Annotated in this window: 25 protein-coding genes; 1 reads left to right on the top strand and 24 read right to left on the bottom strand. The window is 41.0% G+C overall.

What is annotated here, in order from left to right; all coding sequences use genetic code 11:
* Positions 1 to 24: 24 nt before the first annotated feature.
* From CD03_RS0131500 to mtaB, 19 genes are all read right to left on the bottom strand, one after another.
* The gene (locus CD03_RS0131500; RefSeq protein ID WP_027297025.1) at positions 25 to 309 is read right to left on the bottom strand and encodes a co-chaperone GroES; all 285 of its coding nucleotides are present in this window, start codon (positions 307 to 309) and stop codon (positions 25 to 27) included.
* Positions 310 to 632: 323 nt separating this feature from the next.
* Positions 633 to 1,382: a hypothetical protein gene (locus tag CD03_RS0131495; RefSeq protein WP_027297024.1), complete on the bottom strand. Its 750-nt coding sequence runs from the start codon at positions 1,380 to 1,382 to the stop codon at positions 633 to 635.
* Positions 1,366 to 2,091, bottom strand: a complete 726-nt coding sequence (locus CD03_RS37555; RefSeq protein WP_052378068.1) for a DUF4489 domain-containing protein — start codon at positions 2,089 to 2,091, stop codon at positions 1,366 to 1,368. The genes CD03_RS0131495 and CD03_RS37555 overlap by 17 nt, the downstream gene beginning before the upstream one ends.
* Before the next feature lie 153 nt (positions 2,092 to 2,244).
* Positions 2,245 to 2,811: a DUF4489 domain-containing protein gene (locus CD03_RS0131485; protein WP_044289797.1), complete on the bottom strand. Its 567-nt coding sequence runs from the start codon at positions 2,809 to 2,811 to the stop codon at positions 2,245 to 2,247.
* Positions 2,812 to 3,007: 196 nt separating this feature from the next.
* Positions 3,008 to 3,790 (bottom strand): GTP-sensing pleiotropic transcriptional regulator CodY, encoded by a 783-nt coding sequence (gene codY, locus CD03_RS0131480; protein WP_027297022.1) that lies wholly within the window; start codon positions 3,788 to 3,790, stop codon positions 3,008 to 3,010.
* 180 nt (positions 3,791 to 3,970) lie between these two features.
* Positions 3,971 to 6,058 carry a type I DNA topoisomerase gene (gene topA / locus CD03_RS0131475; RefSeq protein WP_027297021.1) on the bottom strand — a complete coding sequence of 696 codons (2,088 nt, stop codon included), beginning with the start codon at positions 6,056 to 6,058 and terminating at the stop codon, positions 3,971 to 3,973.
* Between the two features lie 24 nt (positions 6,059 to 6,082).
* Positions 6,083 to 7,159 (bottom strand): DNA-processing protein DprA, encoded by a 1,077-nt coding sequence (gene dprA, locus CD03_RS0131470; RefSeq protein ID WP_027297020.1) that lies wholly within the window; start codon positions 7,157 to 7,159, stop codon positions 6,083 to 6,085.
* Positions 7,160 to 7,171: 12 nt separating this feature from the next.
* Positions 7,172 to 8,707, bottom strand: coding sequence for a YifB family Mg chelatase-like AAA ATPase (locus tag CD03_RS0131465; RefSeq protein WP_027297019.1), 1,536 nt, complete (start codon positions 8,705 to 8,707; stop codon positions 7,172 to 7,174).
* A gap of 189 nt (positions 8,708 to 8,896) precedes the next feature.
* Positions 8,897 to 9,532, bottom strand: coding sequence for a 4'-phosphopantetheinyl transferase family protein (locus tag CD03_RS36670; protein WP_052378067.1), 636 nt, complete (start codon positions 9,530 to 9,532; stop codon positions 8,897 to 8,899).
* 74 nt (positions 9,533 to 9,606) lie between these two features.
* Positions 9,607 to 10,224: an RNA polymerase sporulation sigma factor SigK gene (gene sigK / locus CD03_RS0131455; RefSeq protein ID WP_027297018.1), complete on the bottom strand. Its 618-nt coding sequence runs from the start codon at positions 10,222 to 10,224 to the stop codon at positions 9,607 to 9,609.
* An 83-nt stretch (positions 10,225 to 10,307) separates the two neighbouring features.
* Positions 10,308 to 11,531: a peptidase U32 family protein gene (locus tag CD03_RS0131450; RefSeq protein WP_027297017.1), complete on the bottom strand. Its 1,224-nt coding sequence runs from the start codon at positions 11,529 to 11,531 to the stop codon at positions 10,308 to 10,310.
* 243 nt (positions 11,532 to 11,774) lie between these two features.
* Positions 11,775 to 12,425, bottom strand: a complete 651-nt coding sequence (locus CD03_RS0131445) for an O-methyltransferase (protein ID WP_027297016.1) — start codon at positions 12,423 to 12,425, stop codon at positions 11,775 to 11,777.
* Positions 12,426 to 12,437: 12 nt separating this feature from the next.
* Positions 12,438 to 12,821 carry an endolytic transglycosylase MltG gene (locus tag CD03_RS35495; RefSeq protein ID WP_044289796.1) on the bottom strand — a complete coding sequence of 128 codons (384 nt, stop codon included), beginning with the start codon at positions 12,819 to 12,821 and terminating at the stop codon, positions 12,438 to 12,440.
* An 85-nt stretch (positions 12,822 to 12,906) separates the two neighbouring features.
* Entirely contained in the window at positions 12,907 to 13,263 is a 357-nt protein-coding gene (locus tag CD03_RS0131435; RefSeq protein WP_027297015.1) for a YlbF family regulator, read from the bottom strand.
* Positions 13,264 to 13,275: 12 nt separating this feature from the next.
* Complete coding sequence (locus tag CD03_RS0131430; protein ID WP_027297014.1) at positions 13,276 to 14,940, bottom strand: ribonuclease J; 1,665 nt, start codon at positions 14,938 to 14,940, stop codon at positions 13,276 to 13,278.
* A gap of 75 nt (positions 14,941 to 15,015) precedes the next feature.
* Positions 15,016 to 15,282 (bottom strand): DUF1292 domain-containing protein, encoded by a 267-nt coding sequence (locus CD03_RS0131425; RefSeq protein ID WP_027297013.1) that lies wholly within the window; start codon positions 15,280 to 15,282, stop codon positions 15,016 to 15,018.
* A gap of 2 nt (positions 15,283 to 15,284) precedes the next feature.
* Positions 15,285 to 15,716, bottom strand: a complete 432-nt coding sequence (gene ruvX, locus CD03_RS0131420) for a Holliday junction resolvase RuvX (protein ID WP_027297012.1) — start codon at positions 15,714 to 15,716, stop codon at positions 15,285 to 15,287.
* Positions 15,717 to 15,723: 7 nt separating this feature from the next.
* Positions 15,724 to 15,987 carry an IreB family regulatory phosphoprotein gene (locus CD03_RS0131415; RefSeq protein WP_027297011.1) on the bottom strand — a complete coding sequence of 88 codons (264 nt, stop codon included), beginning with the start codon at positions 15,985 to 15,987 and terminating at the stop codon, positions 15,724 to 15,726.
* A gap of 113 nt (positions 15,988 to 16,100) precedes the next feature.
* Positions 16,101 to 17,408 (bottom strand): tRNA (N(6)-L-threonylcarbamoyladenosine(37)-C(2))-methylthiotransferase MtaB, encoded by a 1,308-nt coding sequence (gene mtaB, locus CD03_RS0131410; RefSeq protein WP_027297010.1) that lies wholly within the window; start codon positions 17,406 to 17,408, stop codon positions 16,101 to 16,103.
* A gap of 203 nt (positions 17,409 to 17,611) precedes the next feature.
* Here mtaB and CD03_RS0131405 point away from each other — a divergent pair, with 203 nt between their 5' ends.
* Positions 17,612 to 17,842: an HPr family phosphocarrier protein gene (locus CD03_RS0131405; RefSeq protein WP_027297009.1), complete on the top strand. Its 231-nt coding sequence runs from the start codon at positions 17,612 to 17,614 to the stop codon at positions 17,840 to 17,842.
* Positions 17,843 to 18,014: 172 nt separating this feature from the next.
* Here CD03_RS0131405 and thiI read toward each other — a convergent pair whose 3' ends face one another.
* The 5 genes from thiI to CD03_RS39110 form a co-directional block, all read right to left on the bottom strand.
* Entirely contained in the window at positions 18,015 to 19,193 is a 1,179-nt protein-coding gene (gene thiI / locus CD03_RS0131400; protein ID WP_027297008.1) for a tRNA uracil 4-sulfurtransferase ThiI, read from the bottom strand.
* 109 nt (positions 19,194 to 19,302) lie between these two features.
* Positions 19,303 to 20,460: a cysteine desulfurase family protein gene (locus CD03_RS0131395; RefSeq protein WP_027297007.1), complete on the bottom strand. Its 1,158-nt coding sequence runs from the start codon at positions 20,458 to 20,460 to the stop codon at positions 19,303 to 19,305.
* 5 nt (positions 20,461 to 20,465) lie between these two features.
* Complete coding sequence (locus CD03_RS0131390) at positions 20,466 to 21,206, bottom strand: 16S rRNA (uracil(1498)-N(3))-methyltransferase (protein ID WP_027297006.1); 741 nt, start codon at positions 21,204 to 21,206, stop codon at positions 20,466 to 20,468.
* A gap of 8 nt (positions 21,207 to 21,214) precedes the next feature.
* Complete coding sequence (gene prmA / locus CD03_RS0131385) at positions 21,215 to 22,168, bottom strand: 50S ribosomal protein L11 methyltransferase (RefSeq protein WP_027297005.1); 954 nt, start codon at positions 22,166 to 22,168, stop codon at positions 21,215 to 21,217.
* 921 nt (positions 22,169 to 23,089) lie between these two features.
* Positions 23,090 to 23,212 (bottom strand): hypothetical protein, encoded by a 123-nt coding sequence (locus tag CD03_RS39110; protein WP_255348087.1) that lies wholly within the window; start codon positions 23,210 to 23,212, stop codon positions 23,090 to 23,092.
* Between the last annotated feature and the right edge of the window lie 19 nt (positions 23,213 to 23,231).

The following is a 23,231-nucleotide window of genomic DNA, read 5'->3' as shown; positions in this document are numbered from 1 at the left end:
TTCCTCCTTGAAATTTCCCACGTATTATTCTACGATTGCTAAAATGTCATTTTGTTTTACAATGATAAATTCTTCGTCTTCTAATTTCACTTCGTTGCCTGCGTATTTGGAGTAGATAACCTTATCTCCAACTTTAACCTGCATGGTAACTTCTTTACCATCAATATTTCCGCCAGGTCCTACAGCAACTACTTCTGCTTCCTGTGGTTTTTCCTGAGTTTTTCCGGCCAGGATAATTCCTGATTTTGTTGTTTCTTCAGCTTCAAACTGTTTCAATACGACTCTGTCGCCTAATGGTACTAATTTCATTCTATATTCCTCCTTAAATAATTTAAATTTTCTTTTACTAGCACTCGCTTTGATTGAGTGCTAACCGTTAGTCATATATTAGTTAAATTACTCCATTTGTGCAACTGTACGATTTCGTTCTATATACTTTTAATCTCTTTCTAACTTTTATTTTCTCTTATATACTCTTATTTTCTTACTTTTTATGTTTTTATATTTTTTTTATAAAATATATGATTCCTTTATTTCTGGTAACCACTCCAGGACAAATTTCCGTAAAATAACATAAGGTGTGACATTTCATAAACATGCCACACCTCTAACCGGTACGAAAATTCCCCATATTAATAAACACAGCTTTTAATCTCATTTATCAGCGTATCCAGACCCAGATCATTGCAGTCGTTAATCAGCCCCGAAATAATAAACTGCTCAAAAGACTTTTTCATTTTTTCTCTGTCGTTTACCTCTGCTACCTGGATGGTATTTTCTATTAATTTAATATTTTCTTCGTTCATCTCATTTTTATGTTCACAGTTAGAAAGCAGCTGATTGAGTTCTGTTACCAGTGGGCCTTTGTTTTCGTGTGGTATACTCAATTTATGGGGAGGCTCCGCTATCTCTTCTGCTTCCACGGTTTCTTTCACTTTTAATTCTTCCATGATCTTCCCTTCACCTGATAACTCTATATGATAAATCGTTGTATCATCATTCTCTGCAATAAGACGAATTAATAACTCATAGATTTTACTGTTAAATAAGCTGTTCTCAGAATAAAAACTATATATTTCTCCGCTAATCAGCCCCAAATGAACGCCTTTACGGTTTTTAACGTTGTGAAACCAGACCATCCATGCCGATGTGCCTATAACAAGTACGGTAAGCATAAGAATCGTGCAGATAAGCCGGTAACTTGCGAGTGAAATAAAGATGCCTAATAATACATAAAGTACCGGTAATTTTTCTTCCGTTAATGTACCTTTCCACAGATGTGCTGTATACGATAATTGAACCATATGGTTATCCCATTTCATGGTTCCGCCATCAATATCTATTGTAGCATTTTCAACTATATTATTAATCTGCCTGGCCATTTATATCTCCTTCTACAATATTTCTTTTTTTACTATCAGCAACAATTGCTATCAGGACCGGGTTGGTAATCATCACTGATCCTACTGTCTGCTGTCCCATAATCTCAATAAAGACACTGTAATTGATCCACGGTGTACTATAAGAATCACAATCTATTGCGGAAAATGTAACTACATTGCTTTCCGTTACCATGTCATTTCTAAAATAAGAACAACCCGAACTCAGAGGCAGCGGCATCATTTGGTTTTTTTCCTGCTTGAAAATCTGAAACTTCAGCCTGGTTCTTGCATTCATACTTAAAATATTACAGGAAAAGCTCAGTTCCGTATTAAAATGCCGGCATTCTGCCGTGTTTAAATTAACAGAGACTACATTATATGCAGTTCCTTTTTCTATTCCTTCCGGTAAGATCATACCTCCGAAAGAAGAAGCCTTGCAAAACACATCTGTACAGTCGGGCGATTGCTCATCCTGACAGTTATCTTTGCATTCATCATTGCATTTTTCTTTGCATTTTTCTTTATCATTTTCTCTGCAATCTTCCTCACAATTGGAGAATGTATTTTTTTTCCCATTAAAGTTATTCTGCGCATACGACCGGTTATTGCAGCATGGCTGTTGCATTGCCCTTGTATTGGCATTTGTTCTCATCCCTCTGTTAGGCTGACTATTTCCACGTCTCTGAGAGTAAAACAATCCATTATACATAGGCTACAGCTCCTTAATAAAATGTGCATAGATAGAATATTTCTCAGATACTCTATCTATGCAAACATTTTTATGCTAATTGACCTGCTGCCAGGTCAACAAGACTTAAGACTATACCACCGGTATATTCCTAACTCTTCATTTACAGTTCTGTTAACATCCGCAAGAGGAGTTATCAACAACAATTGCTGATAATGTTGCATTATTAATTGCAGTTACGCCTACAGTTGCAACGCCTGCAACAGTAGCTACTACACTATAAGTGCAGCATTCTTCATCACAAATATCACAGTCACAAACGAAGAATGTGAACGTATTACTGTCTGTAATTGCTACAAGGCGTGAAAATACCCATGTTGGTCCTACAGGAATCGGAGTCAACTGGCCTTTACACTGTTTAAATACCTGGAAATTCAGGGAAATAATTGCAGCCGTTGTATTGATATTGCTGGCAAACTCAAATTTGATACATGGATTCTCAAATCCTCTTGTATCTACATTTACGGTTGCTACCGTATAAGCTGTGCCTGCAATTGTTGCCAATGGAAGTGTAACTGACCCTGGAGTACCGCATTTAATTGTAGTTCTGTTTGGTCTAATATTTTTACGTTTTTCACATTTGCAGAATAATTTACATTCGCAGTCACGAGATTTATCACAACAGCAATCACAATGACGATCACAATCACAATCACAAATCAATTCTTTTATTTCACTCATACCAAGACCTCCTATGATCTTTCTCAAACTCAAAATTTATACCAAATTAGGTATAAAACATTATATTCGTAAATACAATTATTGTTACTTACTATTTTGAGTTCCCATACATAGACAGGCATAAAAAAACCTGGTACATTCCCTTCCCCAAACTTTTAATCAGTCAGGACAGGTTCCATATACCAGGTATAAACAACTATTTTGTTTTCTGCGCTCTTAATTCTTCCAGTTCTTCAAAGATATAATCATTGATAACTTTAATATAAGTTCCTTTCATTCCTGAGGATCTGGATTCGATTACTCCGGCGCTTTCGAACTTACGCAGGGCATTAACGATTACGGATCTGGTAATTCCAACCCGGTCTGCAATCTTACTTGCTACCAGAATGCCTTCTGTTCCGTCCAGTTCTTCAAATATGTGGGTAATTGCCTCAAGTTCTGAGAAAGATAAGGTGCTGATTGCAGATTTTACAATTTGTATCTTTCTGCTCTCTTCTGCACTTTCTTCATTAACTGAGCGCATCATTTCCAATCCTACAACGGTAGTGCCGTATTCACTCAGGATAATATCATCAATCTCATACTGGGTATCAAACTTGTACATAAAAACAGTTCCAAGGCGTTCACCTGCAATATCAATAGGATTTATGATTGCACGGTAGTTTTTGATATCCTCTCCAACAAAGCCCAGGGTTTCCAGATTTACATTTTCTTTTGTGGACAGTATACCTAATAATCTTTCATTAAGCATGTTGTCTATATGTCCGCCTACTTTATCAACAATCAACTCCTTGATTTCTTCGACACCATCACAAAGACTGACACCCAGAACTTTTCCTTTTTTACTGATAACCAGAATATTGGATTCCAATATTTCTGTCAGCACCGTGCATATATCATTAAAAACGACCTTACTGGAATTATTGTTATGCAATAGCTTGTTGATTTTCCTTGTTTTATCTAACAATTGTACACTCATATTTAGCCTCCTATCTTCCATTGTTTCTATTCTACATACTGTTTCACGATAATACATATTTTATCATATAATTTTCTGAAAATCAATCGGTTTCTTGTGATAATCAATTATTTTTCACAACAACTGCAAATAATTCAGACGATAGAAAAAGAATGCCCTGTTTTCAAGAGCATCCTTTTTCTATTTTGCCTCATTTTGTTTCGATTTATCCTCAACATATCCGCACTGTTCATCTGCGCAGACCAGTTTATTTCCTTTTTCAAGCATTACACCGCCGCAATTCGGACACTTTTCTTTGGAAGGTTTCTGCCAGGACATGAAATCACATTCCGGATTATCTTCACATCCGAAGTATTTTCTTCCCTTTTTCGTTTTACGAAGAACGACTTCTTTTCCACATTTCGGACAGGCCACGCCAATCTTCTCCAGATATGGTTTGGTATTTCTGCAGTCAGGGAATCCCGGGCATGCCAGAAATCTTCCATGAGGTCCATATTTAACAACCATGTTGCGCCCGCATTCCTCACAAATTACATCAGTTACTTCATCTTCGATCTTAACCTGCTCTAATTCCTTCTCTGCTGCTTCTACTGCCATTTCCAGATCAGGATAAAAATTGCTGACAACTGTTTTCCAATTTACAACCCCTTCCTCCACTTTATCCAAAAGGGATTCCAGATTTGCCGTAAAGTTTACATCAACGATACTTGGGAATGCCTGCTTCATCATATTGTTCACGACTTCGCCAAGCTCCGTCATGTACAGATTCTTGTTTTCCTTAGCAACATACCGGCGTCCCAATATGGTGGTAATGGTTGGCGCATAGGTACTTGGACGTCCAATCCCCAGCTCCTCTAAGGATTTAACAAGGGTTGCCTCTGTATAATGTGCAGGAGGCTGTGTAAAATGCTGTTTATAATCAAATTCTTTTAAAGATAATTGCGAATCTTTGGAAATCCCTTTCAGAAGGACATTTCCGCCAGTTTCTTCTTCATCACTGTCTGTGTAAACTGCCAGGAAACCATCAAATAACAGCTTAGATGCCGCTACGGTAAAACGGTATTCGCCTGCTGCAATCTTAACGGATGTGGTCTCATAGCGGGCATTTTCCATACGGCTCGCTGCAAAACGTTTCCAGATCAGCTGATAAAGACGATATTGATCTCTTGACAGGGACTCTTTCATGGATATAGGAGTCCTAATAATATCACTGGGACGGATTGCTTCATGGGCATCCTGAATCTTCTTACCGTTTTTCTTCTTTTCCTCTACTATGGAAGAAACATACTCTTTTCCATATTCCTGTTCTATATAACCTCTGGCCTGAGCATCTGCTTCTTCCGAAATACGGGTAGAATCGGTACGCAGATAGGTGATCAGACCTACTGTTCCATTTCCCTGAATCTCAATTCCTTCATAGAGCTGCTGAGCCAGACGCATCGTCTTCTGTGTAGAAAAGTTCAGCACTTTAGATGCTTCCTGCTGCAGGGTACTGGTTGTAAATGGAAGCGGTGCTTTTTTTATACGCTCCCCTTTTTTAATATCCGATACTTCATAGCTTGCATTTTCCAGATCTGACAGAATAATATCCAGTTCCTCTTTGGATGTAATCTGCATTTTTTTCTTGTCTGTGCCATAGAACTTCGCCCGTAAAGGCTTTTTCTCACCCTTTACCGCAAAATCTGCTTCCAGTGTCCAGTACTCTTCCGGAATAAATGCATTGATCTCATCTTCCCTGTCACCAATAATACGCAGTGCAACAGACTGAACCCTTCCGGCACTTAATCCACGTTTTACCTTCGCCCATAAAAGAGGGCTGATGCGGTAACCAACCATACGGTCCAGCATTCTTCTTGCCTGCTGAGCGTCCACCAGGTCCATATCAATATCTCTTGCGCTCTTAAGAGATGTCTTAACAGCGTTTTTTGTTATTTCATTAAATGTAATCCGGTACATCTTATCTTCTTCCAGCTTCAAAGCCTTTGACAGATGCCAGGATATTGCTTCTCCTTCGCGGTCAGGGTCAGTTGCGAGATACACTTTATCCGCTTTCTTGGCAGCTTTTCGAAGTCCTGCCAGGATATCTCCTTTACCACGAATTGTGATGTATTTAGGCTCATAGCCATGTTCTACATCGATTCCCATCTGGCTCTTTGGCAGATCACGGACATGTCCGTTTGATGCCGCCACTTCATAATTTGCCCCCAGGAATTTTTTAATTGTCTTTACTTTAGTAGGAGATTCTACAATCACCAGATATTTCGCCATATATTCCTCCACGAGATAAAACCTCTATATTTTTTCATAAAAATTCTTTGCCGATTCCTTCACCAATCCCTTTAATTGCAGGGATATAAGTACTCCCGTCAGCTCCTTAACCTGTAGATTTGTAGCGTTTAAAATCTGATTCAGGCTTTTAGAGTTGAAATCCAGACAACTATACACCAAATTTTCTTTTGTTTCAAGTGTTATCTTACTTTTTTTGTTTTTACTTTCTTTTTCCCTCTCCTGCCCCAGTTCTTTTAAGAGGTCGTCAACCCCTGTAATAATACCGGCTCCCTGGGCAATCAGAAGATTACTTCCCTTACTTAATTCATCATTCATTCTTCCGGGAACAACATAGACTTCACGCCCCTGTTCCAACGCACAGTCGGCTGTAATAAGTGAACCGCTTTTTACTTTTGCCTCAACTACAATCACCACATCAGACAGCCCGCTGATGATCCGGTTGCGCATTGGAAAATGAATCGGCAATGGCTGGGTTCCCGGCGGATATTCAGACAGAATACCGCCCTGCCGGGTCAGACGGTCATATAAATCCCGATTTCTTTTTGGATAGCAGATATCCACACCGCTGCCAAGAATCCCAAAACTGCTGCCCCCTGCCTCTAATGCCCCCTGCTGCCCAAATCCATCCACGCCAAGCGCCATACCGCTAATGATCTGAATGCCCCGGGCTGCCAGTTTTTTCCCAATTTCCTCCGCCATCTGTCTGCCATATCCGCTGCAGCGCCTGGCTCCTATAATCGCCGCCGAGTACGTTTCTTCCCGTGGCAGTTTTCCTTTTAAAAAAAGTCCAAAAGGCGGGTCCGGAATTTTTTTTAAACGCTCCGGATACGCCGGATGTCCAATGCTGATAAAGTCTATTCCCTTTTTTCTTCTATTATGATATTCTTTGTCAATATCTGTGTTATTTTTAGCCTGAATCAGAACCTTCTTTTCTGCCTCATTTAGAAAAACCAGTCCGTTTATTTCTTTTTCTCTCGCAAAGAACAAGTGCCTGGGGTCTCCAAAATAGTCTGTCAAACGACTTATCTGGTTTCTGTATATTCCTTTTATACCACAAATCCAATACCAGTATTCTTCCATTTCCGTCTCCTTTCATACCTCCCAAAATTTTTTATCAATACTCCGGTAGCAGATTGCTTCACTTATATGCTCTGCTTTAATAATTTCGGAACCATCCATATCTGCAATGGTTCTGGCTACCTTAATAATCCGGTGATAGGCTCTTGCGCTCAATTCAAACCGTTCAAATGCCAGTTTCATCAATGATGCTTCCTGCTTACCAAGCCGGCAGAACGTCTGAATTCCTCTTTCTGTTAAGTCAGAGTTAAAACGAAAAGGTGTTCCTTCATAACGCGCAAGCTGAACTTTTTGCGCTATCTCAACTCTTTTCCGGATTATTTCGGAACTTTCATTTTTCTTTTTTTGTGCCAGATCCCTGTATGAAACTGCCGGAGCTTCTATGGCGATATCCATCCGGTCCAGCAGCGGTGCACTGATTCTTCCCAGATATTGGCGCACTTCATTTTCTGTACAGGTGCACTTGTTGATATCCGGGTAGTGTCCGCACCGGCAGGGATTCATTGCCGCCGCAAAGAGAAACTTTGCCGGAAAGAGGTAACTGCCTCCCATTCTGTTAATGCATACCTGGTGGTCTTCCATAGGCTGGCGCAAAACCTCAAGTGTTTCTTTTTTAAATTCAGGAAGTTCATCCAGAAAGAGAATTCCATTATGTGCTAGGCTGATTTCTCCGGGTTTGGGATTCAATCCGCCTCCGATCAGGGCTTTGGGAGTTATTGTGTGGTGAGGTGACCGATAGGGCCGAAGATGAAGCAGAGGAGATGTGGCAGGAAGAATTCCTGCAACGCTGTAGACCTTTGATATTTCAAGACTTTCCGGCAGTGTTAATGGCGGCAGAATGGTTGGAAGGCGCCTGGCAAGCATAGACTTTCCGGAGCCAGGCGGACCGATCAAAAGCAGATTGTGCATACCCGCTGCTGCTACCTCCGCTGCACGCTTTACTGCCTCCTGACCGTTAATATCACTGAAATCCTCCTTTTGCTGTCCGTATGGCTCAGCAAACAGTGCTTCCACATCCACGTAACCCGGTTCAATTTTGGCAGTCCCATTGAGATAATCCATGGCTTGTCCCAGGTTATCTACACCGATGACACTGATTCCTTTAATGACAGAACCTTCTGTCAGGTTCTTTTTTGGAATGATACATTTGCTAAATCCCATTTTCTGAGCCAGTGATACGATGGATAAAACCCCCGGTATGGCATTTATTTCCCCATTTAAGCTGAGTTCACCCACGACCAGTACATTCGTCATAGTCTTTTGGGAAATAAAGCCGTATGAGCCCAATATGGCGATTGCAACAGGCAAATCAAATCCCGATCCGTTTTTCTTTAAATCAGCCGGTGCCAGATTAACGGTAATCCGTTTGGGAACAATACGAATCCCGGCATTTCGGATGGAAGTCCTCACCCGCTCCTGTGCCTCTTTTACTTGGGATGACAGATATCCCACCATAGTAAACATAGGCAGCCCGTCACTGACATCCGCCTCTACACGGACCAGCCTGCTTTCTACGCCGTAAATAACTGCAGACATAACTGTGCTAAACAATCTGCTACCTCCTTTATTCAATTAGATAAGTTGTTGGAAAATCCTTCAAAAGAATTTTGAAGAAAAGAATGCTGCTCTTGAGCATGTTTGAAAACCTAAAGCAGTTTTATCCAGTATACACTGGTTTACATAAAATTGCAAATATTTTTTCAGATATAAATAAAATAAAAATGCAAACGCCAGACCCTGCTAAATATTTTGAAGGTCCGACGCCCCTAACACCCGGATGCCGCATATTTCCTTTTCACTGCACACCGCAATGTTACAATTTTCCATCTGCCGGATCTGAAACCGGCAGCCATATTGAAAAAATGCGTCCCGTGTGCATGCAGAAAAATCCAGACTTCTCAAATCCCTGTTGATACCGGTTCCCTGCTGTTTTAGATAACTTTCTTTCGATACCCAGATCCTGCCAAAAATACGGTTTTTTTCTTCATCCGGTACATGACCAAACAGCTTCCATTCATTTTCATGACTGATCCGTTTTACGATATTTTCTTTATACACCAGCAGTTTTTCTATATCCACGCCTATCTCTTTCTCATGGATACCGCACACTATCCCATTCTGACAATGGCTTACATTAAAGTGGATATGGGGATAATCAGGAAGGTATGGCTTCCCATGCTCTCTTTTTCCAATATCGGGAAGCTTATCTATTCCATATTCATCTCTCAATCCAAATGCCAGCAGCTGATATCCGATTTTACTCTGCTGCTGCCGTTTTTCTTTTCCTGTTGCGGCAAGTATTTCCTCCGAAAACAAATATAGCATAATCCTCATCTTCCTCTCTGGTTCATTTTCAGCTGCCTGATGCCGTCCCATACAGCTGCCTTTTTGGCATTATAGCACAATTCCTGCTTCTTGCATATATCTGGATAAAGGCTTTCATTTTTATATCAGAAGCCTTCCCGCAATTTTTTTAAAGCATTTTTTTCAATCCTGGAAACGTAAGACCTGGATATGCCGAGGGCTTTTGCGATCTCCCGCTGTGTTGTCTCTTTTGCACCAAAGAGCCCATACCGGAGAGCCAGTACTTTTTGTTCTCTGTCATTCAAATATACTTTGAAGATTTCATACAATTTTTTTGTATTTTCTTCTAACTCCATGGTTTCAATCACATCCACATTATTGCTTTCAATAATGTCCAGAAGGCTGATTTCATTTCCCTCTTTGTCCATTCCGATTGGCTCGTAGAGAGAGACTTCCTTGGAAGTTTTTTTACGCATCCTTAGCATCATGAGGAGTTCATTTTCAATACACCTGGCGGCATAAGTGGCTAAACGATTGTTTTTACTATGATCGAAGGTAGTCACTGCTTTTATAAGGCCAATGGTTCCTATGGAAATCAGATCTTCCGAATCTTCTTCCGGCCTTTGATATTTTTTGGCGACGTGGGCTACCAATCTCAGGTTACGTTCGATTAGAATCCTCTTTGCGTCCAGGTCGCCCTCCTTGTATTTTTGAAGAAACAGCTTTTCTTCTTCGGCAGTAAGCGGCTTGGGAAATGTCTTCAAAAAAAGCACCTCAAAGCGGATTTATAACATTGTATGTTACAAATCTCTTATTAGTGCCTTTCCCATTTATTTTTGGTTGTCCTTTATTCTGCTCTTCTTAAAATATCATACGGATCCATGGCTGTCCCAAGGTCAATCCAGAGTACCTGCTTCGGGTGGGGTGCGCTTTCCTGGGGATTTCCATCCTCATCCAGAATCTGTTTCACCGTTACGTTCAGGTTGTCTCCGTTTGGTTTCATAACTTCAATTTCTTCGCCAACCGAAAATTTATTGCGCTGTTCTATTCTGTACAGCCCGTCTGCATTACATTCGCCTACTATTCCAAGATAGGTATATTCTTTCATGTAGGTATTGCTGTCATAAATCTGCGTCGTTTCGTCCGGTTTTCCAAAGAAAAATCCCGTTGTAAACTGCCGGTATGTGCAATTGGAAATCTGCTCTTTATACCATGGCATATTCTGTTCATAGCGTTTCGGATCAATGGCATAATCATCAATTGCTTTGCGGTATGTCCTGGCAACGGTTGCCACGTAAAGGGCCGTTTTCATTCTTCCTTCAATTTTGAAACTGTCTATGCCCGATTCCATCAATTCCGGCACATGCTCAATCATACAGAGATCCTTGGAATTAAATATATAGGTTCCCCGTTCATTTTCATAAACAGGCATGTATTCTCCGGGCCTTGTCTCTTCCACAATAGAATATTTCCATCGGCATGGATGCGTGCAGGCCCCCCGGTTGGCATCCCTGCCGGTAAAATAATTGCTCAGAAGGCATCTTCCGGAATAAGAAATACACATGGCACCATGTACAAAAGTTTCGATTTCCATCTCTTCCGGTATATGCGCTCTGATTTCCCTGATTTCCTCCAAAGATAATTCTCTGGCTGTCACTACCCGCTTTGCCCCCAGCTCATGCCAGAAGAGGTAGGTTGCGTAATTCGTATTGTTTGCCTGGGTACTGATATGGCGTTCGATTTCCGGGCATACTCTTTTTGCGATCATAAAAACTCCCGGATCCGCAATAATCAGGGCATCCGGACCAATTTGCCGCAGTTCCTTAAAATACTCCTCTACCCCGTCTAAATCAAGGTTATGGGCAAGAATATTAGCCGTCACGTATACTTTAACGCCATACTGATGCGCGAATGCAATTCCGGCCTTCATATCTTCCATAGAAAAATTCTTGGCTTTTGCCCTCAGTCCGAAAGCTTCTCCGCCGATATATACGGCATCCGCCCCAAATATAACTGCTGTTTTTAATACCTCCAGGCTGCTTGCCGGTATCAGTAATTCTGGTTTTCTCATGTTTATACCCAATTGCATATTGCAGGCTTGCCTGCAATACTGCCACAATAAAACAGGTTGAAAGAATCACACTGTGGCATCCTTTCTAAATCATAATTTTCTTTCAACCTTCTATCCTTTCTTTTGCTCTGCATAAACAGGGACGGAAGTTATCCCTCCGTCCCTGATCGTGTTTGATAATTGCTTATATCAAGATGTACGGTCCAGTTTGTGTAGAGATGTGCCGATTGGTGAAAATATTTTTCAGGCACGCTCTCGCTTTATACTCACCGTCGCCCCGTCTCCAATTGGAATAATTGTCGTCAGAAGCTGTTCGTTATGTTTCAATTCATAGAGGTAGTCTCTCATTCTTTTATAAATCGTCCTGTTCCTGCGTTCTACTGCAAACCGGGACTCTATGATATCACCGTCCTGGAGGACATTGTCCGATACCAGTATGCCTCCCGTTCCCAGAAGCCTTAATACTTCCGGCAGGAAATGAATATACTGCCCCTTAGCAGCATCCATAAAAATAAAGTCGAAGCTGCCCTGCAGCTCTTTTAAAATTTCCATGGCATCCCCCTCTAAAAGGGTAATCCGGTCTTCCCGACCTGCTTTTTTGAAATTTTCCCGTGCAATGGGAATCCTTTTTTCATATTTTTCAATGGTTGTAATATGACAGTCTTCCCCTGTATATTCACTCATCAGCAGAGTAGAAAAACCCACTGCTGTCCCAACCTCCAGAATCTTCTTCGGACGGTGGACCGTCAGAAGTACTTTTAAAAAGCTCTGCATCTCCCGGCGGATAATCGGCACATAATCTTCACATGCCTGTCTCTCCAATTCATCTAAAAAAGGCGTATTTCCCACATCCAGAGAGTTGATATAGGTTACCATTCTTTCATCTACAATCACTGCTGTTCCATCCTATTCTTCCGTCTGTGCTTCTGTTTCCTGAGCCAGCTCTTCCAGCATCCCATCCGCATCCTGCGCCGTCGTCAGAATATAGTTACCTTTTTTTAATTTACCACTGTACTTTGACAATTTTTCCTGTACCCAGAAAACTTTTGCATCTTTTATCAGCCCTTTGCTTTCCAACAGTTCGCCGACCTCCATAACTGACATATCATCTGTTATGGTAACCGCCACTTCTTTTCCGGGAGGATCTGATACTGTCTCCCCTGCAAAGACCTGAAAACCAAAATCGTAAGCATGTCTGCCAAAGACAAATAGCGCATATACAATTAAAATAAGGATTACCATTTTTACACAGGTCATCGTTATGGATAACACTACTTTTTTGGCATTCATATATATCCTCCTGAACAGCACAAGCCAGCTTGCACTATTCCTTAATTAGTAATTTGAAAGCGATCTTCTTTCAAACTACGGCCTCCTATAAGTTGAGCTCACCGGCAAAGTCGTCTATGTCCATTTCAATCACATTCATTATATCCTGATCGATCTTCTGGAGCATCTTACAGACACGCAGCTCTGACTTTAGATAGTCCTCCACCAGAGGATTTTTCCGAAACTCCGCATAATCTTTCTGAATCTTCTGAAGCTCCTGAAACAGATCTTTATCTTCTTTCAAACTCTGCATTTCAAAATTCTTCTTACGAAATTCATCAATTTGTGCCTTTAATTCCGGGTTATCTTTCAGTCTGATTTTCGCCTTCTCAAAGTCTCTGTACGCCGTACATTCCTGCACCGCTTCCACCAGAGCTTCTAAGCACGCTGTCACCTTGTCCATTTCTATCAATCCTTATACTTCCATAATAATTGGCAATATCATCGGGTTACGCTTTGTCTTTTTCCAGAGATAATCACTCAGTGAATCTTTGATTGAGCTTTTAATTTTGCCCCAGTCCGTAATATTCTTATCCGAACAATGGTCTAAAGATTCCTCTACTACCCGCCTTGCCTCTTCCATAAGAATCTCTGACTCTCTGACATATACAAATCCCCTGGAAACAATATCGGGACCCGCAAGCAGCTGGTTACTGTATTTTTCAAGCGTCAGTACCACAATCAGAATTCCGTCTTCCGCAAGGTGCTGTCTGTCACGAAGAACAATGTTCCCCACGTCTCCTACACCAAGTCCGTCTACCAGAATTGCTCCTGTCTGTACCTTATCAACTACTTTTGCCTGTTTGTCGTCCAGTTCCAATACATCTCCGGAAGATAAAATAAAAATGTTCTCTTTAGAAATACCAAGATTGCCTGCAATTCCAGCCTGTGCTTTCAAATGGCGGTATTCGCCGTGAACGGGTATTGCATATTTCGGACGTACCAGGGAATAAATCAATTTAATCTCTTCCTGGCAGGCATGTCCGGATACGTGTGCATCCTGGAAAATAACATCAGCACCCTTCATGGATAATTCATTAATAACTTTAGAAACCGCCTTCTCATTTCCCGGAATCGGGTTGGAACTGAAGATAACCGTATCCCCCGGCTTAATGCTGATCTTACGGTGCATGTCGTATGCCATTCTGGACAGCGCAGCCATAGATTCTCCCTGACTTCCGGTAGTAATTAACACCATCTGCTCATCCGGATAATTTTTCATCTGTTCCAGATCAATTAATGTATGTTCCGGTATGCTGATATATCCTAACTCGGAAGCAATGGTGATGATACTTACCATACTTCTTCCTTCTACTACTACTTTTCTTCCGTATTTATATGCCGAATTAATAATCTGCTGAACTCTGTCTACATTCGATGCAAACGTCGCAATAATAATTCTCGTATTTTTATGCTCTGCAAATATATTGTCAAAAGTTTTACCAACTGTCCGTTCAGACATGGTAAAGCCCGGTCTTTCCGCGTTTGTACTGTCACACATCAGGGCCAGAACGCCCTTCTTTCCAATTTCTCCGAATCGCTGTAAATCAATTGCATCTCCAAATACCGGTGTATAATCTACTTTAAAATCTCCTGTATGCACCACGGTTCCTGCTGGTGAATAAATAGCCAGGGCGGAAGCGTCTGCGATACTGTGATTTGTCTTGATAAATTCGATACGAAAAGCTCCCAGGTTAATGGCCTGTCCATGCTTAATCACCTTTCGCTTTGTCGTCTTCAGTAAATTGTGTTCCTTTAATTTGTTATCAATGATTCCAATTGTCAGCTTAGTTGCATAAATCGGAACATTGATCTCCTTAAGAACATATGGAAGAGCACCAATATGATCCTCGTGTCCATGGGTAATCACAAATCCCTTTACTTTCTGAATATTGTTCTTCAGATAAGTGATATCGGGGATTACCAGGTCAATTCCCAGCATGTCGTCTTCCGGAAATGACAATCCGCAATCCACAACAATAATACTGTCTTCAAATTCAAAGGCAGTAATGTTCATTCCGATCTGTTCCAAACCACCGAGCGGAATGATTTTCAATTTTGAGTTATTAATATTTTTCAATCAATTAGACCTCCTTTGCCTACTTGTTTTATTTTTATCTATACTTATATACGCAGCCCATACCTGCATATTTCTTTACAAAGTGATATCAACATCTTCCAGCATCTCACCGAAAATCTTAGATACTGCTTCCAATTCTTCGTCATCTTCTACGATCTCATAAAGTGCTTCCTGTTCTCCGTCTGCTGACAAATCTTTTAATATAAATGCTTCCGCATCTTCTTCTTCATCATCGGATTCGGTAACCAGAATATAATTCATACCATTTATACGTGTTTGTTCCAACACAAAAAACTCTGCAGCCTCTTCTGTGTCTGCAAAAGTAAATTTAATTTTTTCCATTATTATTTTAACCTCATTCCCTCACTGTCTAAATAGCCCTGCAGGATATACACAGCCGCAAGTTGATCCACATACTTTTTACGGTCTTCTCTTCGCACATTGCTTTCCATTAAAGTACGGTTCGCTTCTACGGTTGTAAGCCTTTCATCCCACATGACAACTTCCAGACCTGTCCTTCTCTCCAGCATTTCTTTAAATGCCAAAGACTTTTCAGCCCTGTCACCAATTGTGTTATTCATATTTTTCGGAAAGCCGAGCACCAGCTTTCCAACTTCATATTCCTGTATCAATGTTTCTATTCTTGCCAGGGTCTGACGAAGCTTATTTTCGGACGTTCTTCGTACAATTTCAATCCCCTGGGCGGTAATTCCCAAAGCATCGCTGATAGCCACACCTACTGTTTTGGAGCCAAAGTCCAATCCCATTGTTCTCATAGTGCCGCTACTGCCATGCCTTATTCTTGATATACTCTTTTAATAACTCTTCGACAAGCTCGTCCCGTTCAACTTTCATAATCATGCTTCTGGCATTGTTATGACTGGTGATATATGTTGGATCACCTGACATAATATAGCCTACAATCTGATTCACAGGATTATAGCCTTTTTCAGTCATTGCATTATAAACGGTATCCAGTACGTCCTTTACCCGGATCTCTGCGTCTGAGTTTACGTTAAAATATTGTGTATTACTAATCTTTCCCATTTTATCACGCCCTTAATTAAACTTTACATTCATTCTAATATAAATAAAGGAAAATTACAATCCCATTTTTCAAAAAAGTTTCTCAACTGCTTCTTTTATTCCCGTAAATTTTCCTAATTTTCACATAATAGCAGATGATTTTTCAGTCTTCCCTGCAATCTCTTTTTCATCAGACAATTGGAATAATCAGCATCTGCAGGGCATGCTGCCTTAATATATTCCCGCGTATGTCCTATAAAATAATCTTTTTCTTCCACACTTATTTTTTCTTCAAAAAGAATCTCAGATTCTTTCCCCAGAAAGCTTTCTTCATATGCCGTTTGGTTTTCTTCGTTTAACCTGATCAGTTCCTGGCTGCGGATATTTTTTATATTTTCATCTATCTGGTTTTCCATAACTGCAGCTTTCGTACCCTTACGCCTGGAATATTTAAAGATGTGTGTTTCAAAAAAACGGATTCTTTTTAAGAACTCTTTTGTTGTGTGAAATTCTTCCTCTGTCTCACCTGGAAAACCAACAATTACATCTGTGGTCAGCGCCGGCTGATCAAAATATTTTCGCAAAATTATGCATTTTTCTTCAAATTCTCTGGTATCATAACGTCGGTTCATTCTTTTTAAAGTCTCATCACATCCGCTCTGTAATGACAGGTGGAAATGCGGACAGATCTTTTCCAAAGAGCTTAATTTTTTCGCAAATTCTTCTGTAATAATACGAGGCTCTAAGGACCCCAGACGGATTCTCTGAATTCCCTCTATCTGATGAACCGTTACAATCAGTTCCAATAAGTCTGATCCCAGATCTATACCGTAAGAACTTAAATGAATACCGGTCAGAACCACTTCCTGATATCCTGCTTTTGCAAGATTTGCAACCTCGTTTTTTACATCTTCAGTACCCCTGCTGCGCACTCTGCCTCTGGCATAGGGTATGATACAATAGCTGCAGAACTGGTTGCATCCATCCTGCACCTTTATATATGCCCTGGTGTGCTCCGCCGTTCTGGAAATCGTCAGGTTTTCATACTCTGATGTATGGTTGACATCGATAATTGCTTCTTCTTCATCCTGATTTATTTCATAAGCTTTCAGGATAGAAACCAGATCTTTTTTCTTATTATTTCCAATTACAATATCGATCGCATCGTCTTTTTTCAGTTCTTCTTTCGATGCCTGTACATAACATCCGGCAGCCACTACAATTGCACCCGGATTCATCTTTTTAGCTTTGTGGAGCATCTGTCTGGACTTGCGATCCGCAATATTTGTTACCGTGCATGTATTAATGATATAGATATCGGCTCCCGGCTCAAAGGGAACTATTTTATAACCATTTTCCTGTAAAATCTGCTGCATCGCTTCGGTTTCATATGCATTTACTTTGCATCCCAGATTATGCAGCGCTACTGTTTTTTGATTCATGTTAACACCTTTCTCATAGATATACTTTACAATTGTATGCAATTAAATACTTTTCGTAAATCTTTCGTAAAATCAACAAACAAATTGTACAATTTTATAACTTTTGACGAATAACTCTTCCCAACTTTGTGAGTTTTCGCATTGACTTTTGTTACCACAAAATGTAAGATATAAGAAACAAAAATACAAGGGAGGTTTTTCCAATGAAGACAGTACAGATTTCTTTAAATTCCATCGATAAAGTAAAATCATTTGTAAATGATATTACAAAATTTGATTATGATTTTGATCTCGTATCAGGAAGATACGTAATCGATGCAAAATCTATCATGGGTATCTTCAGTTTAGATTTATCTAAACCGATCGACTTAAATATCCATGCTGAAGATGATGTTGACAGCATTTTAGCTGCATTAAAACCATACATCATCTAATTAATAACATAATATTAAATGGAATGCAAAGGCAAATCGATTTCGATTTGTCTTTTTTTAATTCAAAAACCTTTCTGTTCTTCAAATCTTAGAGCCTGTTTAAAAATGCCTGCACCAGGTACGATTGCCTGATTTTGTGCAACGGATTTTCAAACAGGCTCCGGAATATATGTTATTCCACCCAGATTGTTTCTGTTGTTTCAATTGCAGTTTTCATTAATTCTTCTATCTTCTCTTCCAGACTGACTTCTGAACGTTTGATTATATTAATATTCGGTTTCGTAACCGGATGTTTTGCAACGAAAATGGTACAGCAGTCTTCAAATGGAAGAATGGATGTCTCATATGTCCCGATTTTCAGGGAAACATCGACTATTTCCTGTTTGTCAAAGCCGATTACCGGACGGAAAACCGGAAGGGTACAAACCTCATTAGTGGCTGCAAGGCTCTGCATAGTCTGGCTTGCTACCTGACCGATGCTCTCCCCTGTAATAAGACCAAGACAGCCGGTCTCTTTTGCAAAATGCTCTGCAATACGCATCATATAGCGGCGCATAATAATAGTCAGTTCCTCATGAGGGCACTTGTCATAGATATACAGCTGGATATCCGTAAAGTTTACTACATGCAGATTAATGGGTCCGGAGTACCTGGATACCAGTTTTGCCAGATCTACCACCTTTTGTTTGGCACGTTCGCTTGTATAAGGCGGAGCGTGGAAATATACAGCATCGATCTTTACGCCTCTTTTGGAAATCATATATCCTGCAACCGGACTGTCGATTCCACCGGATAAAAGCAGCATTGCTTTCCCGTTTGTACCTACCGGCATTCCTCCCGGTCCCGGTATGATTTTAGAATAAATATAGATTTTTTCACGAATTTCCACATTCAACAGAATTTCCGGTTTATGCACATCTACTTTCATGCCGTCAAATGCTTCCAGAATCCGTTCACCCAGGTCGCAATTTAATTCCATAGATGTCATCGGATAGTTCTTTCTTGCTCTTCTGGCATTTACTTTAAAGGTCTGATTGTTATCCGGGTGCACCTGTGACATATAATCAATCACATTACTTGCCAGGCTGTCGAACCCATCATCGTCTACCTTAACAACCGGGCAGATTCCTACGATTCCAAAAACCCTCTGCAGCGCTTCCACTGTCTCTTCAAAGTCAAATACGCTCAGGCAGTCTACATAGATTCTTCCCTGTTCCTTATGAACGTAAAACTCACCTTCTACTTCTTTTAACGCATGGCGGATTTGTTTTACCAGTGCGTCTTCAAATAAATAACGGTTCTTACCCTTGATTCCTATTTCTCCGTATTTTATTAAAAATGCTTTAAACATCTTTTCTCCTATCTATCACTTAATATACAGCCTCTGTGTCCCCTGTCACGCCTCTGCTTATGTTTAAGTATGCCTAATTCAAAAGGTGCAGCGGTATGCAAAACAAGCTCTAATGCCTGGAGTATTTCCTCAGAACAGGCACTATTTTATTTAATTCTTTCAGACAATATGCTATCTCTTCATCCGTAGTAAAATGACTGAAGCTAAATCGCACCGTCGTTTCCAGCAGATCTTTTTCCAGACCGATTTCTTTTAACACTGTGCTGATGGGCAGCTTCTTATTAGATGAGCACGCCGACCCCGACGAAACATAGATCTCCTTTTCCTCCAATGCATGAAGCAGCACCTCACTTCGGATTCCACGAAAGCTCACACTTACAATCTGGGGTGCGCCAAACTTACCCTCCCGGCTGTTAACCACCGTATCCGGTATCTCACTTACCCCTTTTATAAACAGATCTTTTATCCGGTACAAATGGCTGATCTTTTCTTCAAAGTCTGTGTAAGCCTCTTTGGCCGCCACACCAAGCCCCGCTATACCAGAGACATTATCGGTACCGGAACGCATTCCTTTTTGCTGACCGCCTCCCAGAATCAGAGGCTTTATCTTCACTTTTTCATTGACATATAAAAAGCCCACGCCTTTGGGTCCATGAATCTTATGTGCACTTACAGACAACATATCAATTCCCATTTTTTTAGGCAGAATACGGTATTTCCCATATGCCTGAATGGCATCAACGTGGAAGAGTATCCCGGGTTTTTTCTTCTTAATCAAAGCGGCTATTTCTTCTATTGGCTGAACCGCTCCCATCTCGTTATTTACATACATGGCGGAAATCAGGATTGTTTCATCACAGACAGCCTCTTCCAGCGCCTGCATATTCAGCTTTCCATCACGCCCCACCGGAATGTAGCTTACCCGAAATCCCTGCTCAGCCAGATACTGCATCGGCTGGATCACTGCCGGATGCTCAATTGCCGTAGTGATCACATGCATTCCGGCACGCTTATTCGCCATTGCCGCTCCTATGAGTGCCCAATTATTTGATTCTGTTCCGCCAGAAGTAAAGAAAATTTCTTTTTCATTTACTTTCATGGTTTTTGCAATTACATCTCTTGCCTCTTTTATATATTTCTCAGCATTTACACCGCGCAGATGCTTGGAAGAAGGATTCCCATAATCGTCCATCATCGTTTTCACGACTATATCTTTTACACTTTCCAGGCATCTGGTGGTAGCTGAATTATCTAAATATGCTTCCATTATTTCTAGTCCTCCAGAGTAAACATAAGTATTGACAAGACTGTCATACCTGCTGTTTCCGTTCTCAAAATACGCTTTCCCAGTGTAATCGGCACAGCTCCTGCCTCTCTTGCCGCTTCTACTTCCGCTTCATCAAATCCACCTTCCGGACCTATAAAGATTCCAATAGACTGTCCTTTTTGGATATTGCCTATGACATCTTTTGTCTTCTGCATTCCGGATGCCAGTTCATATGGGATTAGTTTAATGTCCATTTCGTTTGCATAAATGACAGCTTCTTTAAAACTCATCACCTTAGTCACCATCGGAATCACGGAACGTTTGGACTGCTTTGCGGCACTTGTGGATATGCTGTTCCAACGCTTTCTCTTGGACTCTTCCTTTTTCGCATCCAGCTTAACAACCGCGCGTCTGGTTGCCACAGGAATAATCTCGTATACACCCAGTTCCACTGCTTTCTGTATGATAAGTTCCATTTTATCATTCTTTGGCAGCCCCTGAAAAAGATAAATCTTAGAGGAAAGTTCCATACCGGCTTCTTCCACCCACATGATTTTAGCCCGGACTGCATTTGTGTCATATTCTGTAATTTCACATCGGTATTCCTTATTGTCCTGTCCGCTGCTGATACTGATCTGCTCACCGATATTCATCCGCAATACATTTTTAATATGGTTTACATCGTCACCGTTTATTATAATTTCTTTTTCTCCAATCTGTTCCGGAGATACAAAAAAATGATACATGAACCCACCTAATTCTTTCTGGCCGTTACAGAAACCCACTCGCCCTGGTGTGTCACTTCCACTACTTCCAGACCTGCAGCTTTGACTGCTTCTACAACACATTCTTCTTTATCATCAATGATACCGGATGTAATATAGATACCGCCTTTCTTCATCTGGTGTATAATTACCGGTGTCAGCGGCACCAGCACATCCGCCAGAATGTTAGCCGCCACGATGTCATACTTTTCATAACCCACCTGATCCTGAATATTTTTATCATCGATGATATTACCAATCATAACATCCATTTTCTCAGCTGCAATCTCATTCACTTCCAGATTTTCTTTTGCAGCATTGATGGCACAGGGATCCAGATCCGTTCCCACTGCATGTTTGGCGCCAAGCTTAATGGCAACAATAGATAAAATGCCGCTTCCCGTACCTACATCCAGAATTTCCGTATCTGAATTCACATACTTTTTCAGCTGACGCATACAAAGCTGCGTGGTCTCATGCATACCTGTACCGAATGCCGTACCCGGATCGATATGGATAATCATTTTATCCTCATCTGTTTCCTTTACTTCTTCCCAGGATGGTATAATCAGAATATCATCCACATAGAACTGATGGAAATATTGTTTCCAATTGTTAATCCAGTCCTTATCCTCCGTCTGGCTCTCAACAATTGTACCTTCACCGATATCGATAAAGGTACGAAGTTCTTCCAATTCCCTGCGGACATTTTTCAGCATCTCTTCCTTATCTACATCTTCTTCCAGATAAAAGCTTAAATAAGCAATCCCGTCATCTTCCGGACCATCCGGAAGAATATCCACGAACATCTGCTGTTTATCCGATTCGGTAAGGGGTACTTTATCTTCAATCTCTACCCCTTCTACTCCAACATCAGCTAAAGTAGATATGACAATATCTTCCGCCTCAGTCAGGGTTTTTAACGTAAATTTATTCCATCTCATCTCTATAGATACCTCATTCTTTATTTTAACATTTTGGGACAGAAAATCCCACTATTTGATATCATAGCATAAAAAAAAGAGGAATGCTAGAATTTTATGGGGATAACTACTTTAAATTTGGGTTTCGCTGGGAAGAGGACGCTTTGTAGATAGATGTAGTGCGCGAAAAGAGAAGGGGGCGGACCATGGCAGGCGTTTGGAAGGCTTACCGCAGAACTGGCATTTTCTAACCTTCCCGAAGCGCTTTTTGGCGGCACGCGGGCATTCGCTCCGAAATCCTGATGCATTTCGCAGCTCACTGCCCGCTTAGTATCCGATGGGAGCCAGTCGGATACTATCCGCCAAAAAACACTCCGGCAAGGTAAGTAAATGCTCAGATCTGCTATACGCCTTCCAAACGCCTGCCATGGTCCGCCCCCTTCTCTTTCCGGGATCCAGTTTATTGATACAAAGCTGGTTTTCTCAGCATGATTGGACCCCGGGCGTTTGGCATGCTGAACGCTATTGGCATAGAACACTTAAAAACCAATAAACCGGCTGGATGTTATCACTCTGAACTGTATCTAAATTCTACTACAGTATATTTGTGGTTATAGTACCTACATCCAGTTAAGTCTGTGACCAGGAAAGCAGGTAAAATTTCGTCTTATTATCCCCCTTTCACACTGAACTGCCAAAAATCACAATGCCTGCATCCAAAAACGAACATCACGTCACAGCCCAAGGGTCTCCACCCTACTGAGAAAACCAGCTTTGTGGCAACAACCTGGATCTCGGAAAGATGGGAGTGGGAAACTTGTATGGACGGAGGAAGCGTAGAGCAGAACTGAGTATTTACTTACCTTTCCGGAGTGTTTTTTGGCGGATAGTATTCGACTGGCTCCCATCGGATACTAAGCGGGCACTGAACCGGGAAATGCATCAGGATTTCCCGGTGAATGCCCGCGTGCCGCCAAAAAGCGCTTCGGAAAGGTTAGAAAATACCAGTTCTGCGGCCAGCTGACGAAGTCCATACAAGTTTCCCACTCCCATCTTTCCGTACACTACCTAATATTATACAAAG

It is taken from the genome of Robinsoniella sp. KNHs210 (assembly GCF_000686105.1).
In the GTDB taxonomy this organism is placed as follows: domain Bacteria; phylum Bacillota; class Clostridia; order Lachnospirales; family Lachnospiraceae; genus Robinsoniella; species Robinsoniella peoriensis.
The sequence above is the reverse complement of the archived record's forward strand: the minus strand, read 5'-3'. Positions and strand labels throughout refer to the sequence as shown.